Origin of the sequence: Veillonella criceti, assembly GCF_900460315.1 — a bacterium.
GTDB classification, from domain to species: Bacteria; Bacillota; Negativicutes; order Veillonellales; family Veillonellaceae; genus Veillonella_A; species Veillonella_A criceti.
Map to the genome: position 1 here is coordinate 1,671,901 of NZ_UHIO01000001.1, position 13,695 is coordinate 1,685,595.

9 protein-coding genes are annotated in these 13,695 nt (G+C 37.8%); 8 read left to right on the forward strand and 1 reads right to left on the reverse strand.

The window, feature by feature from the left end; all coding sequences use genetic code 11:
* Positions 1–233: 233 nt before the first annotated feature.
* The 7 genes from DYE54_RS07460 to DYE54_RS07490 all read left to right on the forward strand — a co-directional run bounded on the left by DYE54_RS07460 (position 234) and on the right by DYE54_RS07490 (position 8,510).
* Positions 234–1,361, forward strand: coding sequence for an ABC transporter ATP-binding protein (locus DYE54_RS07460; protein WP_115310646.1), 1,128 nt, complete (start codon positions 234–236; stop codon positions 1,359–1,361).
* Entirely contained in the window at positions 1,362–2,936 is a 1,575-nt protein-coding gene (locus tag DYE54_RS07465) for an ABC transporter permease/substrate-binding protein (protein WP_218564763.1), read from the forward strand.
* Positions 2,937–3,222: 286 nt separating this feature from the next.
* Positions 3,223–3,786 (forward strand): alkyl hydroperoxide reductase subunit C, encoded by a 564-nt coding sequence (gene ahpC, locus DYE54_RS07470; protein WP_115310647.1) that lies wholly within the window; start codon positions 3,223–3,225, stop codon positions 3,784–3,786.
* A 371-nt stretch (positions 3,787–4,157) separates the two neighbouring features.
* Positions 4,158–4,493 carry an ArsR/SmtB family transcription factor gene (locus DYE54_RS07475; protein ID WP_115310648.1) on the forward strand — a complete coding sequence of 112 codons (336 nt, stop codon included), beginning with the start codon at positions 4,158–4,160 and terminating at the stop codon, positions 4,491–4,493.
* Positions 4,494–4,504: 11 nt separating this feature from the next.
* Positions 4,505–5,701 (forward strand): DNA polymerase IV, encoded by a 1,197-nt coding sequence (locus DYE54_RS07480; RefSeq protein WP_115310649.1) that lies wholly within the window; start codon positions 4,505–4,507, stop codon positions 5,699–5,701.
* Positions 5,688–6,983 (forward strand): NPN-dependent 2-hydroxyacid racemase, LarAH10 family, encoded by a 1,296-nt coding sequence (gene larAH10 / locus DYE54_RS07485; RefSeq protein WP_115310650.1) that lies wholly within the window; start codon positions 5,688–5,690, stop codon positions 6,981–6,983. Before DYE54_RS07480 ends, larAH10 begins: the two co-directional genes overlap by 14 nt.
* A 78-nt stretch (positions 6,984–7,061) precedes the next feature.
* Positions 7,062–8,510, forward strand: coding sequence for an ATP synthase subunit B family protein (locus DYE54_RS07490; protein WP_115310651.1), 1,449 nt, complete (start codon positions 7,062–7,064; stop codon positions 8,508–8,510).
* Positions 8,511–8,980: 470 nt separating this feature from the next.
* Here the strand turns inward: DYE54_RS07490 and DYE54_RS07495 are convergent, their stop codons facing one another.
* Positions 8,981–10,207 carry an ISL3 family transposase gene (locus tag DYE54_RS07495; protein ID WP_115309476.1) on the reverse strand — a complete coding sequence of 409 codons (1,227 nt, stop codon included), beginning with the start codon at positions 10,205–10,207 and terminating at the stop codon, positions 8,981–8,983.
* A 452-nt stretch (positions 10,208–10,659) separates the two neighbouring features.
* Here DYE54_RS07495 and DYE54_RS07500 point away from each other — a divergent pair, with 452 nt between their 5' ends.
* Complete coding sequence (locus tag DYE54_RS07500; RefSeq protein WP_115310652.1) at positions 10,660–13,659, forward strand: YadA-like family protein; 3,000 nt, start codon at positions 10,660–10,662, stop codon at positions 13,657–13,659.
* Positions 13,660–13,695 lie beyond the last annotated feature (36 nt).

The window sequence follows — 13,695 nt, forward strand, 5'->3', positions numbered from 1 at the left end:
TATCGTAGGCTATAGTTTTGTTTCACTTATAATTTAATATTTATTTTATACAACATAACGCAAAAGGGCGCTCAACACTAGTTGGGTGCCTTTTTTTGTATGCTAGTTTAGCATTTATAAGCGACAATTATGCGATTAGGTAATCTACAATATTCTATATTTATAAAAGTCGATATTTGACCTAAGTAACAACTTGATGATATAATTAAGTTGTTACTTTAGGGAGGTATTACATGATAGAAATAAAAAATGTAAAAAAACGATATGGTAAAAAAGAAGTATTACATGATATTACCTTATCCATTCCTGATGGTGAGATTGTTTCACTTATCGGTGGTAGTGGTTGTGGTAAATCAACATTACTTAAAATGATTAATCGCCTAATTCCTATTACAGGTGGCGATATTTTTGTGAATGGTGAAAACGTTCACGATATAGAACCAGTAGCGTTACGTCGCAAAATTGGTTACGTTATTCAACAGACTGGTTTATTCCCTCATATGACAATTCGTAGAAATTTAGAATTAGTCATGGATCTTCATAAGATGCCACAAGAAGGGCGTACAGAAAAGATTAAGGAAATGATGGATTTAGTTGATTTATCTCATGATTTGCTTGAGCGGTACCCCGTGGAGTTATCTGGTGGTCAACAGCAGCGTGTAGGCGTGGCTCGGGCCCTTATTGTGGATCCTGATGTTATTTTGATGGATGAACCATTCTCGGCGATTGACCCGATTACGCGTGTATCTTTGCAGGATGAATTACGTAGTTTGCAAGAAACGTTAAAGAAAACAATTGTCTTTGTTACTCATGATATGGATGAGGCTATTAAGATTTCTGACCGCATTTGTTTAATGCGTGAAGGTCACGTGGAACAATACGATACACCGGAACAAATTTTACGCAACCCCGCTACACCTTATGTAGAAAGTTTTATCGGTAAAAACCGGATTTGGAACTCGCCAGAATTTATTAAAGCAGAAGATATTATGATTGAAGCAACTAATATTGGCTATCCTAGTGATAGTTTATTGCGTTGTATGAAGAAAATTAAGGATATTCCGCAAGATTTCCTTATTATTGTAGATCGTGGTACTCGTCGTTTCAGAGGGCTTGTCAATGCCCGCATGATTCGTGAGCAAGATAGTTTGCAAGGGCCAGTAAGTGAAATTATGGCACAGCCGCAAACCGTAGCTCATATTGGGGATTCTTTGTTAGACGTAGTAGAGACAATTCAGACCCTACACCGTCCGTATATGCTTGTATTAGACGATTCCGAACGCCTTGCTGGCGTTATTACACAAAGTAGTTTAATTACTACCTTAGGGAGTCAGTATGTCGATGATGCGGAGGTAATATAATTGGGTATATTTAGTTATATGTTTGAAAATACAGATCAGATTATGCGTCTTTTATTAGAGCATATTCAGTTAACGGCTATTGCCGTAGGTTTAGCGATTATAGTGGGCTTGCCACTAGGCATTTTGATTAGTTATGTGAAACCCTTAAATAAGCCAATCATGGGGGCCACTAATTTAATTCAAGCTGTACCGAGTATGGCCTTATTGGGTTTCGCCATTCCTCTACTCGGGATTGGTACATTGCCATCGGTTATTGTCGTATTTTTATATTCGTTACTACCGATTGTTAAAAATACCTACATTGGGATTAGCCAGATTTCATCGGGAACGATTGAAGCGGCCCGTGGTATTGGTTTAACTCGTCAGCAGATTTTATGGAAAGTGCAGTTACCGTTGACATTGCCTATGTTAATGGCCGGGGTACGAATTTCAGCGGTTACCGCCGTTGGTCTTATGACAATTGCGGCCTTTATCGGTGCAGGTGGTCTTGGCTTCTTGGTATTTAGTGGTATTAGTTCGGTTAATAATGGCATGATTTTAGCTGGTGCTATTCCGGCGTGTATCTTGGCCCTTGCGATTGATTGGATATTATCACAAGTAGAGTCCTTAGTAACACCCGTTAGTTTGCAACCTGAGTTGTTGAAAACACGGGCAACGCTTACAGCTAGACGACGTCGCCAAAAATGGAGCGTGGGCATTGTAGTCGTTCTATTGGCGGTTATGTTTGGTAATAATGTGTATAGTAGTTTTGTAAAAGATCCAAATACAATTCGCATTGGTAGTAAGCAATTTACTGAGCAGTTAGTTCTTGGTAATATGTTATCTGAAATGATTGAAAAAAATACAGATATTAAAGTAGAAAGTCATCTAGGCGCTGGTGGTACACAAGTATTATTTAGTGCCATGGAAAAAGGCGATTTAGATGCGTATATTGACTATACGGGTACAGCGTATGTAGACATTTTGAAACATGAGCCCGTGAGTGATGCTAATCAAGTGTATAACACGACTAAGCAAGAATTAGCAGACAAGTATAACATTGCATTATTAGCAGCCGCGCCTTTTAGTAATACGTATACATTAGCAGTAGATCCGAAGATTGCTACAGAGTATAACTTGCACACTATGAGCGAGTTAAGCCAAGTAGCAAGTTCGTTAAATGCAGGGACTACTCTTGAATTTTTGAATCGTCAAGATGGCTTACTAGGCGTACAGAAAGAGTATGGCTTTACCTTTAAAGATGCTAAAGGGATTGACGGAGCCACTCGTTATGTTGCGTTAAGCAGTGGTGATGTGCAGGTAGTCGATGCGTTCTCTACGGATGGTTTGTTGAAGAAATATAACTTAACAGTGCTAGAAGACGATAAAGGATTCTTCCCGCCATATTATGGCGTGCCATTGGTTCGTGAAGATACTTTAGAAGCCCATCCTGAGTTACAAGGTGTTATCGATCGTATGATGGCTACTTTGGATACAGATACAATGCGTGAGTTAAATTATCAAGTAGACGTAGAGCATAAGAGTCCTAAAGAAGTGGCTCATAACTTCTTAGTGGCGAAAGGCTTAGTAAAATAGAATAGTAAATTAATTATTATGAACTTAAGTAACGATTACTAGGGCTCATAGATAATAGAGTGCGTATTATTGTAATATATAGCACTATAAAGGCGGCATGATTGCAAAATTGTGTCGCCTTATTTCATAGATTGCATAAGAGAATTTCGAATTTAGATTGATTTTTTTCGTTGTGTAGTGTATGATAAATACATAATCGATAGAGATTATTTGTTGTTAATATCTATCAATTAATAATGATTGATAGTTTATCGTCGTATAGTAGCTAATAAGGAGTGACTCACACATGGCAATTATTGGTAAAGAACTTCCAGAATTTTCCTTACAGGGTTTTAGAAATCCAGATGTAGTAACCGTAACTAAAGCAGATGTAGTTGGTAAATGGAGCGTATTCGTATTTTATCCAGCTGACTTTACATTTGTTTGTCCTACAGAACTTGAAGATTTGCAATCTCATTATGCAGAATTACAGGATATGGGTGTAGAAGTATTCTCCGTATCTGTTGACTCTGAATTCGTACATAAAGCATGGGCTGACGCCTCTCCTAACATTGCTAAAATTCAGTACACTATGTTAGCAGACCAGAAGCATGAATTAGCTGATTTCTTTGAAACATTCTCTGAGGCTGAAGGGCGTGCATATCGTGGTTCTTTCGTAGTTAACCCAGAAGGTAAAGTAGAAACTGCTGAAATTCATAATATGGGCATTGGCCGTTCTGCTGACGAATTGGTTCGTAAAGTACAGGCGGCCCAGTTTGTAGCAAAACATGGTGATCAAGTTTGTCCAGCAAAATGGAAACCAGGTGCAGATACATTGAAACCAGGTTTGGATTTAGTAGGTAAGCTATAATATAAATAAGTCATGAGTGCGTCCCTCCCCCTTTGCACGATTGACTGTCATAGATTAGTTTAATCCCTTTTCCTCAAAAACCGGCGGTACGAGAGAGTCTCGACCGCTGGTTTTTTCTATCCTAATAGTAACGATTAGTGAAAAACCAATTAATATAGTATGATATTCAAAATATTGATAATAATGTTCATCATAAGCGAAAAAAGTAGCTTGTATAAGTATTTATAAGTTAACATTTTTATTCATGATTATTATCGAAAACTTGGTGGATTGAAATTATTAGATTTATTGGAGAATATAGTATATAATAGATAGCATAGAATAAAGGTTAAGGAATGAAAGGCTAGGGTTAAGTAAAAGGAGTATTGGGTATGGAAGTATCATACGAGAGATTGGCGAGTATTTTTAAGGCGTTAAGTGATGAGACTAGATTGCATATAATCGACATGTTGTCATGTAATGAATTATGTGCTTGTGACATTTTAGCAAGTTTTAATCTGTCTCAATCCACGTTGAGCTATCATATGAAAATTCTCATTGATGCCGGTGTTGTTAATTCACAGCGTAATGGTTTATGGACACGGTATTCAATTAATGAAACCACATTTGATGAGTTGGTAAAAATTTTGCCTGAATTGTATAAAACTAAAGATGAATGTATTTGTGCTCAGATTAAATACTGTCGCTTAGAAGACAAGCCAGAATAATAGGAGTCATTATGAGACGTTGGATTATGCATGTCGATATGGATGCTTTTTATGCATCGGTGGAACAACGTGATAATCCTGAGTATAGAGGCCGCCCGGTAATCGTTGGCGGCCTTTCTTCGCGTGGGGTCGTAGCAACCGCTTCCTATGAGGCCCGTAAATTAGGGGTTCACTCTGCCATGAGTATAGTTAAAGCTAAAGAGTTGTGTCCTGATGGGATTTATCTAAGGCCTCGTTTTGCTGTGTATCATGCAATTTCTGAACAAGTCCATGAAATTATGCACCGTTATACACCTTATATTGAACCTTTGTCTTTAGATGAGGCCTTTTTAGATGTAACAGGTCTTCATGGCCAATTTACGGGTCCGTATGCGTTAGGTAAAGCGATTAAAGACGATATATGGAAGGCTACCGGTCTCATAGCTTCGGTAGGGGTGGCACCTAATAAATACTTAGCAAAACTAGCTTCTGATATTAAAAAGCCCAATGGTCTTGTGGTGATACCCTATGGGCAGGAAGCTCAGTTTGTAGCACCTTTACCAGTGAAACGACTGTGGGGTGTGGGACGCCATATGGAGAAACGTTTACAGGCTGCTGGCTTTTATACAATTGGTCAATTGGCAGCATTACCTCATGAAGGGGCCTTAAAATCGATTGTTGGGAATCAAGCTAAACGCTTATACGATATGGCCCGTGGTATCGATGAACGACCGGTTGAATATGAGCGACAAATTCATTCGATTGGTAATGAATTGACTTATGAGCATGATTTGGAGGATTCAGAAGTAATTGACCGTGAATGGTATTATTTTGCTCATAAAGTGGCTAAACGGCTACGTCAACATAATTTAAAGGGCAGAACTATTGCTATTAAGGTTCGTTTTAATGATTTTGAAACGATTAGTCGGCAGAAACGGATTGAGATTGCAACAGATAGTGAAGAAACACTATACCGTGTAGGTATGATGTTGTATAATAAACTCAATATTAATAAACCAATCCGCTTATTAGGGCTAACTGTCAGCGATTTTGCTGAAACATGGGGGCAGACATCTCTATTTGAGGAAGAGACGTCTCAGGAAGACCTAGCAAAGGCAGTAGATGGCCTAGAAGCAAAATTTGGTGAAGGTATTGTTATGAAGGGGGCGCTTTGGGAACGAGCGAACCAGCAAAAGAGAGAGGAAGAGAATCACAATGAAACAATTTAAACTAAAGTATGGTCGTGGCTATGTAGAATTTGATCTACCAACGCAGGAAGTATTGAATGTAGTAGAGGGAGCTGAATATCCGGCGATTGAGGATATGGGTACGGCACTAGTAGAGTCTTTGAACAATCCTACAGGAACAGCGCCTTTAAATGAAATCGTTCAGCCTAATGAATCTGTATGCATCGTTGTATCGGATATTACGCGTGCTTGGATTGGTTATCATACGTTCTTACCAACCTTGTTAAATTACTTAAATGAAGCGGGTGTACCGGATGAAAAAATCTTTTTATTGATTGCTTATGGTGCTCATCGTTTACAAACGGAAGCAGAATCGCGTGCTGAGTTTGGTGATGAAGTGGTAGATCGCGTACGTATTGAACATAGTAGTGGCATTAATTCAGAGAGTAAATTCCGCCACTTAGGTGAAACGACTCATGGCGTGCCGATCGAAGTCAATGAATTGGCACTCGATGCGGATCGTTTGATTTTAACGGGTGGCATTGTATATCACTTGATGGCTGGTTTTGGTGGCGGGCGTAAAGCCATTTTACCAGGGATTTCTTCCTATCAAACGATTCAGAAGAATCATTGCTTATGTTTATTGGATAATGTGGGTGATGGTACAAACCCTGATATTGTGAGTGGTAATATTTCTCATAATATTATGCATGACGATCAAATGGAACATGGCCGTGCCGTTGAAGCAGATTTCTTAATTAATAGTGTAGCGAATACAGAAGGAAAAGTCGCTAAGTTTGTTTGTGGTCATTGGGAAGATGCTTGGTTAGAAGGTACGAAGCTAGTTGAAAAAATTTATGGTGTTGAAATCAGTGCTTTAGCTGATTGTGTTATTGCTACGGCTGGAGGTTATCCAAAAGATATTAACTTGTATCAAGGGGTTAAGACACAGGTTAATGCTGTAGGTGCTTGTAAACCGGGTGGCGTTGTTATTATGCTTATGGAATTAGATGACATTGCTGAACCAGCGGAATTTATTGATTGGTTTGAAACACGTGACCTTCGTGAACGTGAAATCAAACTTCGTAATGGTTTTACTGTGCCTGGGTTTATTTCTTTACATTTAGGAGAAGATTTCCAAAAATATCACCATATTTTAGTAACAAAACCTGAAAATAAACCAACATGTGATCGCGTAGGGATTGATGTAGTCACATCCATTGATGAGGCTCTAACACATGCGGCTAAGCTTTTAGGCCGTGAAGATTACACTGTTAACATAATGCCGTTAGCAAGTAATACGGTACCTATGTTGAAAAAATAGAATTATAAATGGTAGTCGTTGTAAGCATGAGTAACACGAGGTAGCACGATTTTCTTGTAGAAGATAGGAGCTGGGAATATGCATAATCGTCATGGCATTATTGGCAAGTCTGTTATTGATTCGGTTCGTCGTTCATTACAACATAAATATGCAGAGGATCGTCACATTCAGCAGATGATTGAAGAGCTGGATGCAGCTGATGATTTAACATATGAGGAATTACATATTACAAAGCAAGCCTACGAAGAAGTAAAGTCGCGCTTGTTTTATACAGCCTTATTAGATAGTTTATGGCAGGAAATTGGTGAAACACAAGATTTGTTAGCACAACTTCATGTATATGACTCGTTGGAAGAAGAGTTTCAGAGTCAAGGTGAAGAGTTGACGAATGAAGAATTGGCTATTGATCAAGTTGATTTGGCAGATGTCGATGTGTCGGAACGTCCTTTAGCGGTACGGCAAACGAGTGCTATTGCGGAACGCCAACGTGGTACTGTAACAGCTAGGCAAGAGGGTGCTGTAGTGGCCCGCCCTGATGGTGAGGTAGTGAGTCGTACAGAGGGGCCATTGGTTAATGCTGTTGACTCCATAGCCAATGAAACGAAGCCTAACTTAACTAATTCTAAGTCGGCTACTTCGGGAGTTACTGCAACAGGACAGACTCGGGATACAGAAGTTCCTTGGGCTCCTTTAACGCAAGGAACTTCTGAAACGAATGTTTTGGCCGAAGAAAATTCAGCGGTAGCTATGAATGCGGTGTTGAATACAAAGGCGGCTATTGCCAGTTCAGCAGCTGATTCTGAAACGACTGTGCCAGCAGCGATTAAAGGAGAAACAGCACTTAAAGGGGAAACTGTACCTAAAGGGGAAGCTCAAGCTGTAGAACGAGAGGATGATAGGGACGCTGATGAATTTCCAACAGGTGAAATCTTTTTACAAGATATTTTCAATATGTTAAGCAAGGGTCTGACTAAAGGCGATGAAAGTCAACTTACCGTAGAAGATCTTATGCAGCATACCGAATGGAAAGAATTCAAAAAATTAGCAAAACAAGCTAAAAAATCGATTAAAAAAGCACAAAAAACGGCTAAAAAAGAAGCTAAGAAATTAGCAAAAGAGGCTAAAAAAGAAAGTAAAAAGGCATTAAAAAAGGCAAAACATACTAAGCAGGATGTAGAGTCTTTGAGTGAAGAATGGTATCAAGATTTTGAAACTGCCAGTGGCACGTTGACGAAAGAAGCGCAACAGAAAAAGGAAAAAATAAAAAACAAAGCTTGTGATAACTTAGACGCGACAAAGGAAAAGGCTGCTGATATATTAGCTAAAGCTGATGAAAAAAAGAGTGACGTTGTGGCTAAAGCTAATGAAACTGCCAGTCAAGTTATGGAACAAGCTAAATCAACCGTGCAAACCGTATCAGAAAAAGCCAGTGATGTGAAGGATACGATGCAAGATTTGGGCCGTTCAGCAGTGCTTCAAGTATTAGATATTGTAGAGTCAGCGATTCAAAAAAAGCCAAAAAAGTAGCTAACCTTGGTGGATCTAATAAACATCACACTGAATCGACCAAGGGAGATTCTTTAGATGCCCCGTTGACTGATAAAAACGGTCGTTGTCAGGTGTGCGGTAATCATTGTAGACCTATTAGAAAAAATTGTAAAAAACGGCAACGCGCATTGGAAAAACGGGGATATACAGATTGAAGTGTTATTATTTATTGTAATAATATATAAAAATCTAAATTATAGTTGCGAAAAATGCAAATAAAGAATTAAAAAAATATTAATTCAGTTATAAAAATTTTTGAACTTTACAGTTTTAATAAAATGTTATAACACCTATAGAAAATATAGATAAAACAATGAATTCTTTTGAATTTTAAAGAATTGAAATTATTTATCAATATTTTTCTATAGGTGTTTTTTATTTTGAGAGTTAGAAATGTGTAATTTCGAATAACGAATGGCTCTTTGTCAAATTTTGGGGCGCTAAAGAGATTATGCACTCTTGGAAAGGACATGCGACACAGTTGTTGCGTGTCCTTTTTTAGCATTAATGAATAAAATCCGGTTACGAAATCGTTCAAAGTTTTGTAAACCAAACGAACACCGCTTTAGTACTTTTATTTTGTTGTTACAACCTTCTGTAAAGCCATTGGAATAGGGTAATGTTAAGGCATTAATAATTTCGGTTCTCCAAAATGTAAATGTTTTTAAGAGTGATTGAAACTCAGGTAATTCAGAAGCCTCAACTAAGGATAGCCATTGATCAATGGCCCATTGAATATTTTCTTTATCTTTGAATTTTAAAACATGAGAAAAGGATTGTTTTAGTGTATAGGCACGATGTAATCGGGGCGAATAATGAAACATATCCATAAGCTTAGTGAACTCTTTGTCTGTTAATGATTCAAAGCGTTTAGTTAATACTCGTTTATTGGCTTTAAAGGTACGACTTACATTGCATAATAGATTTTGCTCTACTTTGCGTACCCGTTCTAAGGCAAAGGTAACTAGCCGTATTAAGTGAAATCTATCAACTACAATTTCAGCTTGAGGGAACCAAGTTTTCATAACCGAACGAAATTGAAGTGACATATCCATTGTGATGTATTTTACATTATTTCGTATATATCTAGGGAATTGAGCAAAGTATTTCGCTAGTTCCGTAGTATCTCGTTTAGGCAGAATATCTAGTATTTTATGCGTTTCTGGATCAGTAAGAATGACTTGGTATTTTTGACCAGCTGCATTGCCTTTGAATTCATCAATAGATAGTACAGGTGGTAGTGTTGAGGGGCGACTATAGTTAATTTCGTTAAAGACTCTTAGTACTTGGTTTACGCTTACATGGCAATGCTTAGCCACAGCTTTGTAAGATGTTACTTCAGAGAGTTGTTGACATATTACTTCACGAAGTCTTGGGGTTGTTCTAAGATAGCGAGAAGAAAACTCTGTTTTTTCATTGAAAGTGCGTCCGCACGTGCATATATAACGACGTTGACGATATAAGAGAAGAATGGTTTTTTCATTGGTTGTAGTATGCTGAATTTTTCGGTTAGTATAGCCTTTTATTCGTGTAGTTTGTGAATGGCAATTAGGGCATCTATGAGGACGTACAGGACTTTCTACGTAAAGTAAGTATTCTGAGCTAGTTTCACGCATATTTTTTATATATTCTGCTTTGATTCCGAGTAAATTTCCTATATAATTAAGTGTAGACATATTGAGTAAACATCCTTTCATAATGGTTTCGTCGCTTTTATTGTAACGGATTTTATTCAATATGTCTTTTTTTATATAAAAAAGTAGGCGCCAAGAGGACACGCAGTTTGCGTTTCTCTTTAGCGCCCCAAAATAAATTATAGAACCTAACGAATTGTTAATTATTGATGAAAAAATAACACAAAATTAACATTATATTTCAAAAATGATATACGTCGTGATATAGATTCTTGATAATTTATTAAGTATAATAAAATGGATTTTTATTAAAATAAGATGAAAGGAGAAGTTATTAAAGTTAATATATATTTATATGGCCTAATAAATTATTAAGTTTATTTTAAGAGTAAAAAATAAATATATATGATGTATTAGGTTATTATATTAGTTATTTTAAAATCTATGTAAAGGGTAAATGTTGTAGTTGTATAAGTTTTAGTAAGGAGACTGTTATGAAACAAAAGCGGGCGTTAAGTGTGTTAGTATTAGCTGCTATTTCAGTATCGGCAGGTGTTGTACAAGGGGCTGAAACAGGGGCTAAATTTATAGGAATAGGTCCAACGAATCCAGAAGTGACTACAGGGAGTAATATTGATGGAAGCGGGGCAACAGGAGCTAATGCGTTGGCCATTGGAGTAGCTGCACAGGCTAAAGCAATTAATGGCACGGCTATTGGAGTAAACGCACAGGCTGATACAACGAATGCTACGGCTATTGGTAACGGGGCTAAGGTAAATAATGAGGGAGGCAGTGCTATTGGCGGGATTGCTATTGGTACGAATGCTCACTCTCATAATATGAGTAATGGGAATCATGAGAGTATTATTACATTTGGACGTGATAGGACAGCCCTTACTGGTGGGATTGCTATTGGCCAAGATACACATGCGCGGATTGGTAATGTAGAGCTAGGCAATCGAGATTATCGTGGCCAGATTGGTGATTTTGATTTTTCAGCAACGGATGGAAAAATTGGTGGTACCGCAATTGCTAATAGTGGTAAATTAAAGAATTCTGATGTAACGACTGGTGTAGGCTCTACCACCGTTGGTGACAATTCATTTAATATGGGGAATTTTTCGAGTATTAATGGTTCTTATAATGTAATATCAAAAGCGTATGATAAACCAACGGCATCTTGGGTAGGAAATCAGCTAACCCGTGGTATGAATGCTCTTCATAATGCAGGGGCCGCCATTCAAGGCTTTGGGTCTAGTATTAGTGGCTCTTTAAATAGTATTGAAGGCAATGAACCATTAAATGCCAATATATCTTCTTTGCTTGGCGTTGCTAGTGATCCTGTAAATGGTCTTATGTATTCGGGAACAGCTTCTAATATTGTAGGTACAGCCAACCGCATTAGTAAAAGTAATGGGGCTTTAATTTTTGGCACGGGCAACGAAATTACTAATTCGTATATTACACCAAATAGTCCAATTATTATGGACTCTTTGTCTACGAACGTTCCCTTTTTGGGTACGTTATCATTAAAACCAACGGTTGCCAGTAATTCAATTAAAGAATTAGCTGACACACTTCGTAAGTATTCACAAGACAATCGGATGGGCTCAGTCGGGATTATGGGTGGTGCTAATAAAGCTGATTATGCCTTATTTTCTACTATTTCCGGGGTAGGGAATACATTGACTGGTGCTGGCGCGACTAACAATGTTAATTTAAATTCAGGAAATACTAAATTAGCTAATGTTATTGATGGAAATACATTTGCTACTTTTAATGCAATAACTGGTTATGAGAATACGGGTAAAGTTGTCTCTCATAGTTATATTAATGGTTCTTACAATAACCTTGAAAATGCAACAGAAAATATTGTTATAGGTAATAACCAAACACTTAAAGGGACAGAAGGCTCAAAAGCTAAGGGGAATATTATATTAGGTTTTAGAGATAAGAAAGATGAGACAGCCTTGAAAAATACACTGTTGAATGCAGTGGCTATAGGCAATGATAGTTCTATTGCTGGAGATAATGCTATTGCCATTGGCTATAAGGCAAGTAGTGGTGTAGAGAATGGGGTAGCTTTAGGTTCACAAGCTGTAGCAGGAACTGGTGCGGGTATATCTGGCTATGATCCAGTTAAAAATCAAGCATCTACTGAAACAGATAAAATTTGGAAGTCCACTTTAGGGGCTGTATCTGTAGGGAATGATGCTAATACGCGTCAAATCACTAATTTAGCAGCTGGTATGGCTCCAACTGACGCAGTTAATGTGGCCCAATTACAAGCTGTTAGTGGCATGATTGTGAAGCCTACTATTTCTATTCTTAGTAAAGGTAGAAAAAGTGATACTACCTATGTAGGTGGAAGTGCAGTTGTGACAAATCACGATGTCAATGGGATGATATTTGACTTTGGCGATGGTTTATATGCGGAAAAGCAGAAAAATACTGATGGCAAAGATGTTATTTTAGTAGGTGTTGATAAAAACGTTATTAAGCCAGGTGTTGATGGAGCTCCTGGCACTCCTGGTATTCCAGGCAAAGATGGAACTGTAGTAGAAGTATCAAAAAATGAAGAAACTGGAGAAACTACTATTACCACTAATCCGGATACGGCTGAGAAAAATTCTGTCGTTGTAAAAGATGGAAAAAATGGAAAAGACGGCATAGATGGCAAAGATGGTGTATTTGACTTCTCCATCATAGCAGATAAAACAGTAACACCAATCACTGTGGCAAAAGATAGTCCTCTAGTTGAAGTGCATGGGGATAGTAACATTCAGACAATCGCTAATGGTAATACGTTAACCGTTAGTCTTAATAAGGACATAACAGTTAATTCAGTGACAACAAAGACAATACAGGCAGAATCTTACAAAGTAGGAGATGCCACGTATATTAATGAACAAGGTCTTAATGCTAATAATAAGGTAATTAAGAATGTAGCGGCTGGAGAAGATATGACTGATGCGGCGAATGTAGGACAGTTACGTGAATTAAATAATACAGTGAGCCAGTCTATTCACAAACTGCAAAAAGATAGCAACCGTGCTGATGCGATGGGGGCGGCGTTAGCAGCTCTTAGTCCACTTCAGTATGACCCACTAGAGCCGACACAAATTATGGCAGGTTATGGCTATTATGGTGGTGAAAATGCGTTTGCGTTAGGTCTTGCTCATTATAAGCATGAATCCTTGTTATTCCGTGCAGGGGTAGCTATGAATGGTGGCAATAGTAAGTTAATGGCTAATGCAGGGGTAACTTGGAAGTTTGGGGATAGCAAAAAGGAACGAGCGCTTGTAGAAGAATATCGCCAAGGCCCAATTTCTTCTAGTTATGTATTACAAGATAAATTGGCAATCTTAGAAGCTGAAAATATTCAGATAAAAGCAATGCATGAAAAATTAGTAGCTGATTATTCACAATTAGAAAAAGATAATGCGGAAATGAAAGCTAAAATTGACGTGTTAATGCAACGTATGGGGCTATAATTGCCAGTGAATTTTAGTAATACTGACATTGGATTT